Below are 17,614 nucleotides of genomic sequence, written 5' to 3' on the forward strand. Positions count from 1 at the left end.
GGGGGGGGGGGGGGGCCGCCGCGCCGCCCCCCCCCCCCCCCGCGCGGGGGGGGGGGGGGGCCCCCCCCCCCCCCCCCCGGGGGGGGGGGGGGGGGGGCCCCCCCCCCCCCCCCCCCCCGGGGGCGGGGCCCCGTGTGCATACGGTGGGTGGCAGGCTACTTCGGCCGTCCGGCCGTCTCCAGAATTCTGGCATGACGATCTCTCCCTCTCCCGATGTCTCCGTCGCGGCCGGCCACTCCGCCGGCGCGTCCGGCCGCTCAGCCGCCGACGCGGGCGCGTCGAACCCCGGTGCCGGCAGCGACTTCGCCAGGCTGTCCCGGCGCGTGGCCGAGGCCGGCCTGCTGAAACGGCGCCCCGACTACTACACGGTGCGGCTCGCTCTCGTGACCGGGTCGTTCGCCGCCGGCTGGGGAGCTTTCCTCGCTCTCGGCGACACCTGGTGGCAACTGCTGGTCGCCGCCTTTCTGGCCGTGGTGTTCGGACAGATAGCCCTGGTCGCGCACGACCTCGCCCACGGGCAGGTCTTCCGGCGGCGCCGGCACAGCGAGATCGGCGGACGGCTGTTCGGCAACCTCGCCATCGGCATGAGCTACGGGTGGTGGATGAACAAGCACACCCGCCACCACGCCAACCCCAACCACGAGGAACTCGACCCCGACGTCGCCCCGGACATCCTGGTGTGGTCCACCGGACAAGCCCGTGCCAGCCGGGGCGTCGCCCGCCTCCTCGGCGGCCACCAGGCACTGCTGTTCTTCCCCCTGCTGACGCTGGAAGGCTTCAACCTGCACGTCTCCAGTGTGCGGGCGCTGCGCTCACCGTCCATGAAGAACCGGCTGCTGGAGGGCGCCCTGCTCCTGCTGCACAGCGCCGCCTTCCTCTCCGCCCTGTTCCTGGTGCTCTCCCCGGGCAAGGCGGTGGCCTTCCTCGCCGTGAACCAGTGCCTCTTCGGCGTCTACCTGGGCTGCACCTTCGCCCCCAACCACAAGGGCATGCCGACGCTCACCGGTGATCAGCGGCTCGACTTCCTGCGCCGCCAGGTCCTGACGTCCCGCAACGTGCGCGGCGGCCGGTTCACCGACGTGATGCTGGGCGGGCTCAACTACCAGATCGAACACCACCTGTTCCCGAGCATGCCCACGGTCCATCTGCGTCGCGCCCGGGTGATCGTGCGGCAGTACTGCGCCGAGATCGGGGTGCCCTGTCACGAGACCGGACTGATCCAGTCCTACCGCGAGGCCCTGACGCACCTGCATCGTGTGGGAGAGCCGATCAGGCGGCAGCGCAGGGCGTGAACGCGCGGGAGTGGTCGTGGAGGACGTACACAGGCCACCTCATCGCACGAGGCGCCCCACCGCCCACGGCATCAGCTCCTGCGCGAGCGCCTTGCTCCACGGGTGTACGAGCGTGCGCAGTTCGGCGCACCTGTCGGCGCCCAGTTCCAGGTACGGCGTCGCGGCGAGGCGGTCCGTGGCGCGTTCGACGGCCGCTCGGCGCTCCGCGCCCTCCTCGGTGAAGGCCAGGTCCGGATCCTCGGTGAGCCACCCCCGGGAGCGCAGACCGGCGACGGCCGTGTCCCAATCCGCCTGCGACCAGGCCCGGGTGGTACGCAGCGCTTCGGCGCCGACCGATCCGGCCGCCGCGTGGGTGACCAGCGCTTCGACGCCGTTCAGTTCCGCGCCCACGAGAGCCGTGACATGTCCGTCGCCGCGGAACTCGCGCAGCAGCGTCTGGGCGTGCCACAGGGCCAGGTGGGGCTGTTCGGGCCAGGGCAGTGCCGTGTGCGCGGCGAACAGCGCACGCCCGTGCACGTGGGGCAGGGCCGACTGCGCGGCCGTCGTGGCGAGTTCGGCCGCGCGTCGCATGTCCGCGGAGGCGAGCACCTCGTCGCCGAGGATCCGGCGCAGGGTCGCGTCCATACCGCGCAGCCGTGCGGCGAGCAGCTCCTGCGGCGGCGCCTTCTCCCAGGCGGCGGGCAGTGCGGCCCGTACCGCCTCGGGGTTGAAGTTGTAGAAGGTGGCCGTCACCACCTCGGGACCGACGGGTCCGAGGGCCGCCGCGCGGGAGGCGAAGTATCCCGCGCGCCCCACCACCCCGGACTCCGCGTAGGCGGCGTGTGCCTCGGGCGAGAAGTAGACGGCCCCGTGGTACGGCTCCAGCGTCTGCCACGTCTCACGTACATGCGGCGGCGTCTGGTCATCGTGAGTGAACACGGAGTGCCTCTCTCCAGGTGTACGGTGAGCTCGGCCGAGGTCCCGCGTGCGCGACCACAGCCTTGTATAGGTGAATCCAACCTCAAGTTCAATACTTGCAAGGCCCCGTCGAACAGGGCTTGTTCGTGCGGGGTCCAACTGATGGGGCGGTGTACGGACGCATGACGACGAAGGTTTCACTCGCCGACTGGGAGCGCCTGCGGTCGCGTGATGTCGCGACGAACGGCATCACTCTGCGTGTCTTCGAGCTGGGCGAGCAACGGCCCGGCACACCGCCGGTCGTCCTGTGCCACGGGTTCCCCGAACTCGCCTTCTCCTGGCGCCACCAGCTCTTCGCCCTGGCCGAGGCCGGGTACCGGGTCCTGGTGCCGGACATGCGCGGTTACGGCGGAAGCTCACGACCGCAGGACCCCGAGTCGTACGACGTGCTGCACCTGTGCGGGGATCTCGCGGGCCTCCTGGACGACGTGGGCGCAAACGACGCGGTCTTCGTGGGCCACGACTGGGGAGCGAACGTCGTGTGGCACATGGCCGGGCTGCACCCCGAACGGGTGCGTGCCGTGGCCGGCCTGAGCGTCCCCGCCACCCCGCGCTCCCCCGTCGCGCCGCTGCCCGTCCTTCGTTCGCGTCTGGGCGACGACTTCTACATGCTGTGGTTCCAGGAGCCCGGCGTCGCGGACCTGGCGCTCGCGCGCGACACCCGCAGGACGCTCGTGGCGCGGGAGATCTACTCCGCCGAGTGGGCCGACCGCGACGAGGCCGAGACGCCCGCGCCGCCGTGGCTCGACGAGGACGAACTGGCCTACTACGTCAAGACCTTCGAGGAGACCGGCTTCACGGGCGGCCTCAACTACTACCGCAACATGGACCGCAACTGGGCCCTCACCCCCGAGTTGGCGGACCGGCCCATCGCACAACCGTCCCTCTTCCTCACCGGTTCCAGGGATCCCGTCGCCATGTTCCTGCCCACGGACCAGCTCGGAGACGTCCTCACCGACCTGCGCGAGCACGTCGTGGTGGACGGCGCCGGTCACTGGATCCAGCAGGAACGCCCCGAGGAGGTCAACGCCGCACTCCTGCGCTTCCTCGGATCCCTCGGCCTGGACCGCTGAACCGCGAACGACGAACCCTCACCCAACCGACGGGACCAGGACCTGCCGTGGCTCAGGGCAGCGTCCAGAGCCGGACGGTGACGAGATAGAAGACGGCGGCCCAGAGGGCCATCGACACCGCGACGACACAGAGGCCACGGAGGTTGGTCCTCGCCGCCGGTTCTTCCTGCGCGGGCCGCAGCCATCGCCTGAGCAGCGGGTTCACGTAGTAGGGCATGGTCACGAAGGTCATGAGGAAACTCGACAGCAGGTTGCCCACGAGCAGGCCGATCCAGAGCGGCATGTGCAGCGGGGACAGGGCGAGCGTCAGCAGCACGACGGTCGGGTACAGGCCGACCCAGACGGCGAGGGAGGTCCTGGTCTCGGAGGGCGGCGGTGGTGCCTGCCTGCCGTTGCCCGCGAACGCGAACCAGCTGCCGAACGAGTTGTCGATCGTACGCAGTTCGTAGTCGCTGAACTTCTCGCCCTCGGCCAGGACCCGCTGCCGCTCGGGCGAGGTCAGCCAGGCGTCGAGGTGCTTGGCGCTGTCGTAGCGGTACAGCGTGGTCCATTCCTCCTGGAGCCCCTCGACAGGGCGGAACAGCTCGGTCCCGCGGAACCCGTCGAACCTGCTCTCCTCCTGGACCATGCGGTCCTGCCACCGGAGGAAGTCGTCGACCTCGTTCGGCGGGACGCGATGGGTGACCACCACGGTGACCAGCGGATCCAGTTGCTGGGTGCCGCTGCTGACCACCTGCTGGGTCGCCGGGCCGTCGAAGTACTTGGCGCCGACGTCGAGATACGTCTGCCTGGTCCGGCTGTTGATCCACGCCTGCAGATGCGCCACCGAGTCGAACCGGTACACGACGACCCAGTCGGGCTGCAGCGATGTCGGCGGGGAGATCTCGGCGCCGAGGAAGCCGGGGTAGTAGGCGGCTGCGGCGTTGAGGTCCTCCTGCCACGACCGGTACGCGTGTTCCATCCCGGGAAGGACCTTCTGCCCGATGATCGCCGCCGCCCCGGCGGCCACGTTCTTTTCGGCGTTCATGAGGGCTCAACCTACCGGCACCGACTGAAGGACCTCGGTACGGGTGGATGTCGGCACAGGTGTAGATGTAGGTGTAGGGGGGTGCGGTAGTTCCGCGGGTTCGGCGCCGCTCAGGGCTTCGGCTCCTGGCCGAGCTGGCGCCGCAGGCTGCGCGTGAGGTGCTCCGCCATCGCTTCCGCGGCACGGTCGGGCTTGCGGCGCAGGATCGCGCGTACGACGCGTTCGTGTTCCGCCAGTGTCGGGTCGTCGGCGTTGCCGGCACTTCTGAGCCGGAAGACATGCAGATGGGAGTGGAGCCGTTCCACCGCGTCGGCCAAAAGCGGGCGTTGCGAGGCCGCCGCGATCGCGTCGTGGAAGCGCTGGTCGAGAGCGGCGAAGTCGCGGTAGTCCGCGTACCGCCCCGTCGGCCCGGGATGGGTCTGCATCTCCTCCACGAGCCGCTCGATGGCGTCGAGTTGTTCGTCGGTGGCGTTGACGGCGGCGAGCGCCGCCGCCCTCGGTTCCAGAAGGAGCCGCATCTCGAAGAGTTCCTGGAGGCCCTCGCGGGTCAGCAACTCCGTCGCCCGGTACCCGGAGAGCGACCTCTTGACCACGAGTCCGTCCGACTCGAGCCTGGCGAGCGCCTCGCGGACGGGCGTGGGTGAGACACCGAGGGCGCGCGACAGCGCCTCGATCCCCACGCGTGCGCCGGGGGCGATCTCATGGTCCATGACCATGGCCTTGATCTGCTCGTAGACGCTGTCCGAAAGGACCTGGCGTCCAGGGCCGGCGGCAGAGGAACTGTCATGCGGTGGCATCCGTTCTCCTGCTCCTGGTGCTCCTGGTACTGCGGGGTTGTCAGGACGAGAGCAGTTTACCGAGGTGAGGACCTTGCCCGGCGCCCCCTTCGCAGGTCGCCGGGCGCCGTCCTTCCGGTCTCACGGCATGCTCGCGGCATTCTCACGGCATGAGGAACACCTGCTCCGCCGAGGCCCACCACTCCCCCGGTGCCGCCTCCTCCACCGGCTGCTGGCAGGGTGCGGTGAGCCGCCACCAGGCCTGCGTCGCCTCGTCGGCGGCCATGCGGGCGGTGTCCGCGGCCAGATCGTCACCGACGTACTCGAAGTAGCCGAACAGCAGGTCGCCGAGCAGGTGGATCGAGTAGTTCCTGATGTGGCAGTCCCGCAGTGCGTCCAGCACCGGCTGGGGGACGTCACGGTGCAACTCGCGGTACCTCTCCAGCTGTTCGGGGCTGACCCGGATCACCTGTGCCACGCGCTTCATTCCGCGTCCCTCTCCGTGGTCACCGTAGTCGCTGTGTTCACCGTGCCCGCCGTGTTCACCGCCGAGAGCGCGCGGTCGTGGATGATGCGGATGATCCGGCCGCTCATCCGTTCGTAGTCGCGGTCGTTGTCGACCTCGCCGCGGACGCGGTGGTCGGCCATGACGAGGACGCGGTCCGCCAGGGTGATCATCTCGGTGAGGTCGCTGCTGATCAGCAGGATCGGCAGACCGCCGCGGGCCAGCTCCCACAGGAGTTCGTGGAAGCCGTGCTTGGTGCGCACGTCGACGCCCACGGTCGGCTCGTCGACGATCAGCAGCCGGGTGTCCGCCGCGAGCCACTTCGCCAGACTCAGCTTCTGCTGATTGCCTCCGGACAGGTCACCGGCGTTCTGGTCGAGGCCCGACACACGGATGCCGAGGCGCTCGACCAGATCCCGCGCCACGGCCCGTTCTTCGGCGGCGGAGACGAACCCGAGGGCTTTGGCCAGCTTCCTCCACACGGTGACCGTGATGTTCCTGTGGATGGGCTGGTCCAGGAAGACGCCCTCTTCCTTGCGGTTCTCGGTCAGGTAGCCGATGCCGAGTTCGTGCAGCGCCTGGCGGGGGGAGGCGATCCGGACCGGCCTGCCGTGCACCCTGATCTCGCCGCCGGTGACCCGGCCGAGGCCCAGAACGGCCTTGACCAGCTCGCTGCGCCCGGCGCCGACGAGGCCGTAGAGACCGACGATCTCACCGGGCCGCACCGTCAGGGAGATGTCCCGGTGGCCGTCGGCGGTGGAGATCCGGTCGAGCACGAGAACCGGGGCGGCCGTCCGGTCCGGGGTGCGTGGTCGCATCTCGGTGGCCGTATGCGCACGGCCCACCATCAGGTCGACGACGTCCTCGTGCGTGTGACCGGCGAGCGGTGCGGACTCCAGCACCGACCTGCCGTCCCGCAGCACGGTGACGGTGTCGCAGATCTCGAAGACCTCTTCCAGCTTGTGGCTGACGAAGACGACGCACGTGCCGCGGGCCGTCAGCCGCCGGACGACGTCGAAGAGGCGCTCGGCCTCCTGCGGGGACAGCGAAGCGGTCGGCTCGTCGAGGAGCAGCACCTCGCTCTGGGTGTGGAGCGCCTTCGCGATCTCCACCAACTGCTGCTGAGCCACGGACAGTTCGCGGACCACCTGATGCGGATCGAGGTCCAGACCGAGTTCCGCCAGACAGCGCAGGGCGGGCGCGTTCATGGCCTCCCGGTCGACGAGCCCCCGGTGCGAGGGAGGGTTCTGCAGGGTGATGTTCTCCGCCACCGAGAAGCCGGGTATGAGGTTGCGCTCCTGGTGGACGACGCCGATGCCGGCCCGGGTGGCGTCCAGTGGCGAGCGCAGGTGGATCTCGTCGCCGCGCCAGGTGATGCGGCCGCTGTCGGGCGGGTGGACGCCGGTGAGGACCTTGATGAGGGTGGACTTGCCGGCGCCGTTCTCGCCCAGCAGCGCGTGCACGGATCCGCCCGTCAGGCGCAGGCCGACGCCGTCCAGGGCCCGTACCCCGGGGAAGACCTTGACGATCTCGCGGCATTCGAGGAGGATCTCGGTCATCGCGCGCCTCCCGAGTTCGGCAGGGCGGCGCCTCCCGCGTGCGGCAGGGCGGCGCCGGCCGCGGGTCCCGGGTCCGGGGGCGCCTGCGGGGTACGCCCCTGGGCCGTGCCCTTCTTCGCCAGCTGCCTCTGGTGCATGTGGCCGCCGACCACCGTGCCGAGCACGACCAGGCCGATGAGGAAGTTCACCCAGCTCGGGTCGAGCGAGAACTGGGCGCGCGCGGCGTCGATGAGCCGCATGACGAACGCCGCCAGCACCGTGCCGAGCACCGCGACGGATCCGCCGTTCAGCGCCACGCCTCCGATGATCGGGGCGGCGAAGCTCGGCAGCAGCCAGTCCCCGCCGACACTGCTGTTGACCCCGGGCAGCGAGGCCGTCGCGGTGACCGCGGCGATGCCGACCAGGAGTCCTGACAGGGTGTGGGCGAGCACGATCTGCCGGTCGGTGGAGATGCCCGACAGTCTCGCCGCCAGCGGGTTGCCGCCCGCCGCGAGCAGTCGCCGGCCCGCGGTCGCGCGGTACATGAACGCGGCCAGCAGTGCGGCGGCGGCGAGCGCGGTGAGGAAGACCAGGGGAACGTTCAGCGGGGCCGCCCGGCCGAGGTGCTTGAGCGCCGGTGAGTAGTCGTCGACGGTGCGGGTGCCGACCAGCCGGTACTGGGCTCCGAGCAGGATGGTCATCGTCGCGAGGGTGACGATGAAGCCGTTGATCCGCGTCACCACGATGAACACACCGGTCACCAGGCCGGCCGCTGTCGCCGCGAGGACGCCCGCCGCGACGGCGACCGGTGCCGGGAATCCGTCGTCGGCCATGAGGACACCCGTCAGGCAGGCCGTGCAGCCGCCCAGGGCACCGACCGCGAGATTGAGCTGTCCGACGCACAGGGCGGCCATCTGGGCGAGCCCGATGAGGATGGGCGTCGCCAGGTACTGCAGGAAGGTCCGTACGGACGGCCCCTCGAAGAACGCCCCCGACGAGGCCGCTCCCAGGGCGAGATATCCGGCAAGTGTCACGCACAGCAGCGTCATGGCCGTGGAGCGGGAGAAACGGCGCAGGGCCGCGCCGGTGCGGGCTCCGCGGCCGTCGGTCGTCATCATGTCGAGCGCACCACCTTGCGATAGGACACGACGGTGCGCACCCGGTCCGCCGACAGGGCCAGCAGCAGGACGCAGCCGAGGTAGATGTTCAGGCTCTCCAGGCCGACTCCGAGCAGATCGAGGCCCTTGCGGATGACGCCGACCAGGGAGGTGCCGAGCAGTGCGCCGAGTACGGAGACGACGCCACCGGTGAGGAGCGTGCCGCCGAGCACCGCGCCGAGGAACGAGGGCAGCATGAAGTCGTCGCCGATGGCGGCGTTGAACGTGCCGGTACTGGCGGCGGCCATGAACCCGGCGAGCGCGGCGAGCAGTCCGGAGAGGCTGTGCGCGAGGATCACGCGGCGACCGGTGGGGATGCCCGACAGCTCCGCCGCCGCCGGGTTGGCCCCGGTGAGCAGCAGTTCGCGGCCCACGCGGGTACGGGCGTAAAGGAAACCGAGGCCGGCCAGCGCCAGGACCGTGAACTGGGCCAGTTGCGGGACGGCCGGGGATCCGCAGACGCGGCCGATACAGATGTCGGCGAGCGAGGTGGAGCGCAGGTCGCCGAACCCGCCGGGCTGCGTGGTGAAGGCGGCGTTCTCGGTCAGCGCGGAGTAGAGCAGGGAGACCAGTCCCAGCAGGGCGAAGTCCATGGCCAGGGTGACCACGAAGGAGCTGACGCCGGTACGGGCGATGATCCAGCCGGCCAGGGCGCCGATGACGGCACCGGCGAACAGGCAGAGCAACAGGCCGAGCGGGAGCGGCAGATGGAGGCGGTCGTACCCGAGGCCCGCGAACAGGGCGCCGAAGGCGGCCATCCGGCCGACGGCGAGGTTCATGTGTCCCACGGAGAGGACCACCATCTGGGCGAGCGCCACCACGGTCAGCGTCGAGATGTCCCGCAACAGGGGGAACAGCACGAGCCGCTGGTCGAGGAACGCCGGCCGCAGGATGCCGAACAGCGCCGCGAGGGCGAGGGTGAGCACGAGGAGTCCGAGACGCTGGTTCACCCAGAACGACAGCCTCCGCGCGGTCTGCCGCGCGCCGCCGCCGTCCGCCCCGTCGGCCCGGCTGCCATTCTCCGGTGTCCTGACGGGCGCCCTCATGCCACCCTCCGGTCGTCGAGGGCGTCCATGTCCCAGTCGATGCCGATGCCGGGCACGTCCGGTGCGACCGCCCGTCCGTCACGGACCGTCAGTTCGGTGCGGGTCACCGCTCTGAGCTGCGGGATGTACTCGACGAACATGCCGTTGGGCACCGCGGCGGCCAGACTGACATGCAGTTCCATCAGGAAGTGCGGGCACACCATGGCGTTGTGGCTCTCCGCGGTGTGCGCGACCTTCAGCCACGGTGTGATGCCGCCGACGCGGGCGGCGTCGACCTGCACGACGGAGGCGGCGCCCGACTCCAGGTAGGTGCGGAACTGCATGGCGGAGTACAGCGACTCGCCCACGGCGACGGGGATCCTCGTCGAGGCCGCCAGGCGGGCGTGTCCGCTGACGTCGTCGGCGGGAAGCGGCTCCTCCAGCCAGTACGGGCCGTACGGTTCGAGGGCGGCGGCGAGGCGGAGCGCCGAGGAGACGGTCCCTGACTGGTTGGCGTCCGTCATGATGTGCAGCGACGGGCCGACCGCCTCGCGCACGGCCCGCAGCCGCTCGGCGTCCTCGGCCGGGTTCGGCTTGCCCACCTTGATCTTGACGCCCGCCCAGCCGGCCTTCCGCGCCTCCTGCGCCGACCTGACCAGGTCGTCGGTGCTCAGGTGGAGCCAGCCGCCTTCGGTGTCGTAGAGCGGGACCTCCTGGCGGTGGCCGCCGGCCAGCCGCCACAGCGGTTCGCCGGCGCGCTTGCACCGCAGGTCCCACAGGGCGGTGTCCACGGCGGCGAGGGCGAGGGAGGTGATGGCTCCGGTGGTGGTGGCCCGCGTCGTGGCGAAGAGCCGCTGCCACAGTGCCTCGACGTTACGGGCGTCCGCTCCCGTCACGAGGGGCAGCAGGTGCTCGCGGAGCAGGGCCAGGACGGACGAGCCGCCGGTGCCGATCGTGTAGGCGTAGCCGGTGCCCCGCAGGCCGTCCGACGTGGTGATGTCCACGAGGACGGTCTCCTGCTTGACGAACGCCTGCACGGCGTCCGTGCGCTCCTTCTCCACCGCGATGTCCGCGAGCAGTGCCGTGGCGGTCGTGATGATGGTCATCGTTCGAGGCCCGCTTTCCGTAGCGCCGGCGGTGGTCACCCACAGTTCAGGACGGTGTCCCCGAACTGCTTCTTGAGCTGCTCGGTCTTCGCCTTCCGGGCCGCGCCGTAGGTGGCGACGTTCGCCTTGGTGACCACGAACGAACCGGAGTCGATGATCTGGCCCGGGTGGCGCATGGTGCACTGCTTCGTCTGCAGCAGCGCCAGCGCCCAGGTGCCGATCTCGGCCTGTCCCACGGGGTTCTGCACGACGGTGGCGGCGACCGAGCCGTCCTTGATCGCGCCGAGGATCTTGGCGTCGTCGTCGATGGCCACGACCTTGGCCCTGGAGCCTGAGCTCCCGACCGCGTCGGCGGCGGCGACGGCGGGGTTGTAGGCGGTGGTGACGATGCCCTGGATCCGGTTGCCCTTGGCGGCGAGCAGGTCGGAGACCGCCTTCTGCGCGGTCTGCAGGTCCTTGTCGACGTCGGTGATGGTCTGGAGCAGTTTCACCTTGCCCCCGGTCTCCTTCACCGCCCGGTCGACGCCCTTGATGCGCAACTGCGTGTTGGCGTCCACGTTGTTGCCGGTGAGGTGGACGAGCGTGCCCTTGCCGCCCATGGCCCGGATCGCGGCCTGGGCCGCCTTGTAGGCGGCGACCTCCACGTCCGTGGAGAGGCAGAAGTCGGCCTTGTCGGTGCCGCCGGCCGGGCAGGAGGCGAGCGAAGCCACGGCGAAACCCTGTGACTTGAGGTCGGCGAAGGTGGTGTTGATGTCGGTGGGCGAGACCCCGAAGATCCCGAAGGCGTTGTAGCCGCGGGCCGCGAGCGTGGAGAGCAGGTTGTCCTGCTTCTGCTGGTCCCACTCGGAGGTCTCGTCGAAGGTCACGTCCCCGAGGCCGTACTCCTTCTTCGCGGCGGCCCCCGCCGCCCTCCAGGGCTGGAAGTACGGGTGGGCGCCGCCGGGTACGAGGGCCACCTTGGTGCCCGAGCCGTCGGCCAACTCGGCGGTGCCGGTACCGGTCCTGGCGGACGCGGAGGCCTGGGCCCCGGTTCCCGGAGACCCACCGGAGGACTTGATGGTGCAGGCCGTCGAGGCCGCCATGAGCACGGCGACGGCGGCGACTCCTGACAGTACGGAACGGGTCGGGGGACGCATCTCCACCACTCCCCAGAATCAAATAGGATATTGGCACGGAGATGGTCAGCCACCCACCGCTCCCCGTCAACCCTCTGAACCGCACGAGCGCTGACGAGTTCTTCGGCAGCAGCTCAGAGCGCCGGGACAGGCCAGGTCGATCCACCGACCGACCATCACCCAGTCAATCCCTGGGACCAAAATCGTATAGGAAATATCGCCTCAGGGAGTGTGTGCGTCCTCGACCCGGATCAGGTGCAGCAACGTGCTGGACCAGTCACCGGGCGGCAGTTCGGGCGCGATGCCGTACCCGGTCAGTACGGACGCGTGGTGGACGGCGCCGCTGTCGGTGTCCCGGTAGCGTGCGGCGGGATCGAGGCCGGCAAGCCTGAGGGCGGGGCGCGGTGTGGCGTGCCGGGGCGCCCGCTGCCACACCAGCACGAAGACCTCCCGCCGGTCCGTGGTGGTGTACTGCACCGCGGTCGGTCCGTCGTCGCCCGGTCCGCGCAGCCGGTGCAGGGTGCCGTGCTGCACGATGTGCCGGACCTTCTTGTACCGCGCCACCAGCTCCGCCCCCTCGGCGAGTTCCTCCGGTGTCCAGCGCGCGAGGTCACCGCCCACCCCCAGCACTCCCGCCATCGCGACATGGAAGCGGTGACGCAGTGGCACCGAGCGGCCGGTGAGCTGGTTGGGCACGTCCGTCACCCAGGCCGACATGACCCGGGCCGGGTAGATCTGCCCGAAGCCGTGCTGGACGCCGACCCGGTCGGCCGCGTCGGTGTTGTCGGACGGCCACGCCTGGTCCGTACGGGAGAGGATGCCCAGGTCGACGCGGCCTCCGCCGCCGCTGCACGTCTCGATGCGCAGCCCGGGGTGGTCCGCGCGCAACCGGTCGACGACGCCGTAGAGATGGTGCACGTACCGCGTCCACAACGCGTCCCGGCCGTCCGGACCGGCGGGCCGACCGGCCTCGCTGAAGGCGCGGTTCATGTCCCACTTGAGGAAGTCGATCCCGGTGTCCGCGACCAGCCGGGTCAGCCATCCGTACGCCCACTCGGCGACGTCGTCCCGCGCGAAGTCGAGCACCAGTTGGTTGCGCAGTTCGGTCCGGGTGCGGTGCGGGAGGTGCACCACCCAGTCGGGGTGGGCGCGGTAGAGGTCGCTGTCCGGGTTGACCATCTCGGGCTCCACCCACAGGCCGAAGCGCATGCCGAGCCGGTGGACCTCCTCGGCGAGCGGACGCAGCCCCCGCGGGAACCGCCCGGAGTCCGGTGTCCAGTCGCCGAGTCCCGCGGTGTCGTCGCGGCGGCCCCGGAACCAGCCGTCGTCGACGACGTACAGCTCCACCCCCAGCTTCGCCGCGCGGGCGGCGAGCGCCATCTGACCGGCCTCGTCGACATCGAAGCCGGTGGCCTCCCAGGAGTTGAACAGGACGGGGCGCGTCTCGTCCGGGTGCGGGAGCACATGGGCCAGGACGTACGCGTGCCAGGCGCGGCTCGCCGCGCCGAAACCGCGGTCGGTGTACAGGGCCGCGAAGCCGGGGGTCGTGTACTCCTCGCCGGGGCCGAGCGGCAGTTCCTCGCCGTCGTGTCCGGCTCCGCCCGTGAAGGCCGTCCGTCCGTCCGGCGTGCGCTGCACGACGAGGCGCCAGCTTCCGCTCCAGGCCAGGGCGGCGCTCCACACCTCGCCTTGGTCCTCGGTGGCCTCGCCGGCGTCCAGCATCAGCCAGGGGTTCGCGTGGTGGCTGGTGATGCCGCGCCGGCTGGTGAGCACGCTCTCGCCGTGCGGCACCGGCTCGCGGTGCAGGAGGCCCTCCGCCGACCACTGGCCCGTGACATGACTCATCCGGTAGTCGTCGCGCGGCGGCAGCGTCCAGGCGGCCGAGTCCGCGCGGAGCAGGGTGATCGGCCGCTGTCCGGTGTTGCGCAGCACGGTCCGGCGTTCGATGACGTCCGTGTCGTCGTGGACGCGGTAGTGGAGCGTGACGGCCAGCGGGTAGTGGCGGTCACGGAACTCCAGGGCGAGTTCCGTCGTCCCGGGCGCCGGCTCGCTGATCCGGTGGCCCAGGTGCGTCCATTCGAAGGCCCGGGTGCCGTCGGCGAACCGTACCCGCAGGGACGGTGCTCCGTACCGGGCACCGCCGTCGACCGGCAGTTCCTCCCCGGCCGGGGAGCGGCCCTCGAAGCTGCTGATCTCCCCGGCCGGGGGCGGGACGAGCTGACCGGCCGCGGCGAGGGGCAGCCGGGGCCCCCAGGCGAGGTGGCAGGGCGCTCCCGTGTCGTCGATCCGTATCGCGTACGACGTGTGCGCGGTGGAGAGCAGCCAGACGCCGCAGGTGGGGTCGAAGGAGATGTCAGACATGGGTCCTCACGATCGGAGCGGGCCGCACAGGAGCAGTGCGCAGCCAACCCCTCCTTCGATCCCCTGTCAACGCCCCCTCCAGATCTCTGATTTACAGGTTCTTCCTGGTCAACTCATACCCTTGAAATGGATGTTGCTTTCTTCATTGACAGCAAAAAATAACGTCCCTAAGTTTCCGGCCATGCGCTCGACCCCCTCCCGCGAGGCGGCCCCGGCCATGACGCCGGCCGCGTCCCTCGTCTTCACCACCCTGCTCTCCCACGGCCCGCTCACCCGGGCCGAGGTCGGTCGGCGGACCAGGCTCTCCGCGGCGGCCGTCACCAAGGCGGTCCGTCCGCTGATGGAACTCGGCTACCTGGTCGAGGGCGTGGACGAGGAGGCACGGCCCGCGGTGGGACGCCCGGCCAACCTGGTGCGGGTGGACGGGGGAAGGGCGCTGTTCATCGGGATCAAGGTGACGGGCGACGAGATCATCGCCGTACTGGCCGACCTGTGCTGCCGTATCCGGGTCTCCCGGCACGTCCCCCTCACGGGCCGCGAGCCGGAGGCGGTGCTCCCCGTCCTCATCGCGCTGGTACAGGAGTTGCTCACCGAGGCCGACGGATTCGGTGTCCGGGTGCGGGGGTTGGGGATCGCGATCTCGGGGGACGTGGACCGCGTCGACGGTGTGGTCCGCTACTCGCCCTTCCTGGAGTGGCGGGACGTGCCGCTCGCCGAACTCGCCGGGACCACGACGGGACTTCCGGTCACCGTCGACAACGACGTACGGGCGCTCACGGTCGCCGAGCACTGGTTCGGGGCCGGCGTCGGGCTCTCGGACTTCGCCCTGGTGACCGTGGGCGCCGGCATCGGCTGTGGCCTGGTGGTGCACGAGCGGGTGGTGTCGGGCGCGCACGGTGTGGCCGGCGAGATCGGGCATCTGTCCCTCGATCCGCTCGGCCCGCTGTGCCACTGCGGCAACCGGGGCTGCGTGGAGGCGATCGCGGCGGATCCCGCCATCCTCGGCGCGGTGCGCGCGGCCACGGGCAGGCCGGTGACCGACGCCGCCGAGGCGCTGGAACTGGCCCACGGCGGGGACCTTGGTGTCCGCGCGGTCTACGCGCGGGCCGGCGAAGCCATCGGCAAGGCCATCGGCTCCCTGGTGAACATCTTCGGACCCGAGCGGGTGATCATCTCCGGTGAGGGCCTGGCCGCCTACGACCTCTTCGCCGAGGGCATCCGGGACGCGTTCGCCGCCTCCGCCTTCGGTACCGCCTCGCAGTGCGACGTGATCATCCGCCCCCTGCCCTTCGAGGAGTGGGCGCGCGGCGCCGCGGCCACCGCGATCCAGTCCTTCATGGCGTCGGACACGTACGAGGAGCAGCGATGACGCTGCAGAGCCGCAGCCCGTAGACCGCCGCAGGGCAGGCGGCGCAGGGCCTCCGCGTGGACGCGCCCGCCGCCTGGAGGCGCTGCGCGTCGGGCCCGACCGCTCGGCGGGCTGTCCGTTGCCGGCCACCACCCCGGCCGTGCCCGCACTCGCCACCCGCACTCGCCAGCCGCTCTCACCGCCCGCACTCGCCGCCGCCCGCTCTCAACGCCGCCCGCTTCGCGGGGCCCTCCAGAAGGACAGCCGGCTCACCGACGCCCGTCCCCCACCGGGCAGCACCGCACCATCCCTCTCACCCCCGCCACCAGGAGGCGACCCATGCGGTCATCCCCCTACAGAGCCCTGCGCGGAGCCCTCCCCGGCTTCCCGCGCCGTACGATCAGAGCCACGCTGGTCCTGGCCGTCACGGCCGGACTCGCCACAGCGATCCCGGCCGCCGCGGTCCCTGCCGCCGCCACCGGGGCCACGGCGTCCGCCGCCACGTCCTCGACCGCCTCCGGCATGTCGACCGGGTCCGTCACCTCGGCCGCGTCCCTGACCTCGGCCGCCACTACGGCGGACGCCGCCTCCGGCCCGGCGGCCAAGCCGTACATGGGCTGGTCCAGCTGGAGCATGCAGTCCTCCCAGTACCCGGGCCTGAACCCGGACGGCAACTACAGCTACCTCACCGAGGCGAACGTCCTGAAGCAGACCGACGCGCTCGCCACCACGCTGAAGCCGTACGGCTACGACCACGTCAACATCGACGCCGGCTGGTGGATGGACCGCGACTGGACAACCGAGTTCGACCAGTACGGCCGGCAGACGCCCGACCCGGTCCGCTTCCCGCACGGCATGAAGGCGGTCGCCGACCACATCCACGCCAAGGGCCTCCAGGCCGGCATCTACCTCCCCGTCGGCCTGGAGAAAGGGGCGTACGGCGACGGCAAGGTGCCGATATGGAACGCCCCCGGCTGCACCACCGCGGACATCGTCTACCCGGACCTGCGCACCACCAACGGCTGGGACAGCGCCTACAAGGTGAACTTCGACAACTCCTGCGCGCAGAAGTACATCGACTCCCAGGCCCAGATGCTCGCGGACTGGGGATACGACTTCCTCAAGGTGGACGGGGTGGGCCCCGGCTCGTTCAAGTCCGGTGACAACTACGACAACGTGCCGGACATCGCCGCCTGGCACAAGGCCATCGCCGACACCGGTCGCCCCATGCATCTGGAGATTTCCTGGTCGCTCGACATCGGTCACGCCGCCGACTGGAAGAAGTACTCCAACGGCTGGCGCATCGACACCGACGTCGAGTGCTACTGCAACACCCTGGTCACCTGGGAGAACTCGGTCGACGACCGGTGGAACGACGCCCCGGCGTGGAGCCGCAAGGCGGGCCCCGGCGGCTGGAACGACCTCGACGCGCTCGACGTCGGCAACGGGGCGATGGACGGCCTCACCAACGCCGAGCGGCAGAGCTACATGACCCTGTGGGCCATCAACAAGTCGCCGCTGTTCACCGGTGACGACCTCACCCGGCTGGACAGTTACGGCCTGTCCCTGCTGACCAACCAGGAAGTCATCGGCGTCGACCAGAACGACTCGCCCGTCGCACGTCCCGTCACTCCGATGGGCGACCAGCAGGTCTGGGGGACCCGGAACTCCGACGGCAGTTACACCGTCGCCCTGTTCAACCTCGGCAGCTCACCGGCCTCCGTCACCGCCTACTGGGCGTCCTTCGGCTTCACGGGCACCGCCTCCGTGCGCGACCTGTGGAACCACCAGAACCTCGGCTCGTACAAGAACAGCATCACCGCGGCGCTGCCCGCGCACGGCTCCCGGCTGTTCACCGTCAGGCCCGGCGGCGCATCGCTCTCGACCACCGCGTACGAGGCCGAGTCCGCGAACAACACCCTGACCGGGAACTCCTCCCTCGCCACGTGCGACGCCTGTTCCGGCGGCAAGAAGATCGGCAACCTCTACCTCGACAGCAAGCTGCAGTTCAACGACGTCAAGGTGAAGAAGGCCGGCATCTACACCGTCAAGGTCGCCTACGTCAGCGGCGACCCCCGCTCGGTGACCGTCTACTCCAACAGCGGCAACGGCACCAGCCTGAGGTTCCCCTCCACGGGCGACTGGGGCACGGTCGAGACGGTCAGCGTCCAGCTGGCCCTGAAGGCGGGCTCCAACTCCCTCACCTTCGACAGCGGTTGGGACTACTCGCCTGACATCGACAGGATCGACGTACCCGATTCCGCCTGACCCGTCCCGGGGGGGTCCCGGGTCAGCCACGACCCGGGACCCGCGCCCGGCGTACTCGCCTCACAC

At 70.6% G+C, this 17,614-nt stretch carries 14 protein-coding genes; 4 read left to right on the top strand and 10 right to left on the bottom strand.

What is annotated here, in order from left to right; all coding sequences use genetic code 11:
• Positions 1 to 191 precede the first annotated feature (191 nt).
• Entirely contained in the window at positions 192 to 1,292 is a 1,101-nt protein-coding gene (locus tag ACGFYV_RS09565) for a fatty acid desaturase family protein (protein WP_393877794.1), read from the top strand.
• A 39-nt stretch (positions 1,293 to 1,331) separates the two neighbouring features.
• Here the strand turns inward: ACGFYV_RS09565 and ACGFYV_RS09570 are convergent, their stop codons facing one another.
• Entirely contained in the window at positions 1,332 to 2,210 is an 879-nt protein-coding gene (locus tag ACGFYV_RS09570) for a hypothetical protein (protein WP_393877795.1), read from the bottom strand.
• Positions 2,211 to 2,371: 161 nt separating this feature from the next.
• Between ACGFYV_RS09570 and ACGFYV_RS09575 the strand changes: the two genes are divergently transcribed.
• Complete coding sequence (locus ACGFYV_RS09575; protein WP_393877796.1) at positions 2,372 to 3,322, top strand: alpha/beta fold hydrolase; 951 nt, start codon at positions 2,372 to 2,374, stop codon at positions 3,320 to 3,322.
• A gap of 52 nt (positions 3,323 to 3,374) precedes the next feature.
• Here the strand turns inward: ACGFYV_RS09575 and ACGFYV_RS09580 are convergent, their stop codons facing one another.
• From ACGFYV_RS09580 to ACGFYV_RS09620, 9 genes are all read right to left on the bottom strand, one after another.
• Positions 3,375 to 4,349 (bottom strand): antibiotic biosynthesis monooxygenase, encoded by a 975-nt coding sequence (locus ACGFYV_RS09580; RefSeq protein ID WP_393877797.1) that lies wholly within the window; start codon positions 4,347 to 4,349, stop codon positions 3,375 to 3,377.
• 110 nt (positions 4,350 to 4,459) lie between these two features.
• Positions 4,460 to 5,146: a GntR family transcriptional regulator gene (locus tag ACGFYV_RS09585; RefSeq protein WP_393877798.1), complete on the bottom strand. Its 687-nt coding sequence runs from the start codon at positions 5,144 to 5,146 to the stop codon at positions 4,460 to 4,462.
• A gap of 142 nt (positions 5,147 to 5,288) precedes the next feature.
• Positions 5,289 to 5,612 (bottom strand): L-rhamnose mutarotase, encoded by a 324-nt coding sequence (locus ACGFYV_RS09590; RefSeq protein WP_393877799.1) that lies wholly within the window; start codon positions 5,610 to 5,612, stop codon positions 5,289 to 5,291.
• Positions 5,609 to 7,189 (bottom strand): sugar ABC transporter ATP-binding protein, encoded by a 1,581-nt coding sequence (locus ACGFYV_RS09595; protein ID WP_393877800.1) that lies wholly within the window; start codon positions 7,187 to 7,189, stop codon positions 5,609 to 5,611. Before ACGFYV_RS09595 ends, ACGFYV_RS09590 begins: the two co-directional genes overlap by 4 nt.
• On the bottom strand, positions 7,186 to 8,286 hold the full coding sequence (locus ACGFYV_RS09600) for an ABC transporter permease (protein ID WP_393877801.1): 1,101 nt from the start codon (positions 8,284 to 8,286) through the stop codon (positions 7,186 to 7,188). Before ACGFYV_RS09600 ends, ACGFYV_RS09595 begins: the two co-directional genes overlap by 4 nt.
• Positions 8,283 to 9,371, bottom strand: a complete 1,089-nt coding sequence (locus tag ACGFYV_RS09605) for an ABC transporter permease (protein ID WP_393877802.1) — start codon at positions 9,369 to 9,371, stop codon at positions 8,283 to 8,285. Before ACGFYV_RS09605 ends, ACGFYV_RS09600 begins: the two co-directional genes overlap by 4 nt.
• A complete protein-coding gene (locus tag ACGFYV_RS09610) occupies positions 9,368 to 10,456 on the bottom strand; it encodes a mandelate racemase/muconate lactonizing enzyme family protein (protein ID WP_393877803.1) in 1,089 nt (362 codons plus the stop codon). Before ACGFYV_RS09610 ends, ACGFYV_RS09605 begins: the two co-directional genes overlap by 4 nt.
• A 35-nt stretch (positions 10,457 to 10,491) precedes the next feature.
• Entirely contained in the window at positions 10,492 to 11,592 is a 1,101-nt protein-coding gene (locus tag ACGFYV_RS09615) for a substrate-binding domain-containing protein (RefSeq protein ID WP_393877804.1), read from the bottom strand.
• A 201-nt stretch (positions 11,593 to 11,793) separates the two neighbouring features.
• Complete coding sequence (locus ACGFYV_RS09620; RefSeq protein WP_393877805.1) at positions 11,794 to 13,932, bottom strand: alpha-galactosidase; 2,139 nt, start codon at positions 13,930 to 13,932, stop codon at positions 11,794 to 11,796.
• 181 nt (positions 13,933 to 14,113) lie between these two features.
• On the opposite strand from ACGFYV_RS09620, the gene ACGFYV_RS09625 reads away from it, so the two are divergent.
• Both ACGFYV_RS09625 and ACGFYV_RS09630 read left to right on the top strand, forming a co-directional pair.
• Entirely contained in the window at positions 14,114 to 15,301 is a 1,188-nt protein-coding gene (locus ACGFYV_RS09625; RefSeq protein WP_393877806.1) for an ROK family protein, read from the top strand.
• A 318-nt stretch (positions 15,302 to 15,619) separates the two neighbouring features.
• Entirely contained in the window at positions 15,620 to 17,548 is a 1,929-nt protein-coding gene (locus ACGFYV_RS09630; protein ID WP_393877807.1) for an alpha-galactosidase D, read from the top strand.
• The last annotated feature ends 66 nt before the right edge of the window (positions 17,549 to 17,614 follow it).

This window comes from Streptomyces sp. NPDC048297, from assembly GCF_043201585.1.
GTDB lineage: Bacteria > Actinomycetota > Actinomycetes > Streptomycetales > Streptomycetaceae > Streptomyces.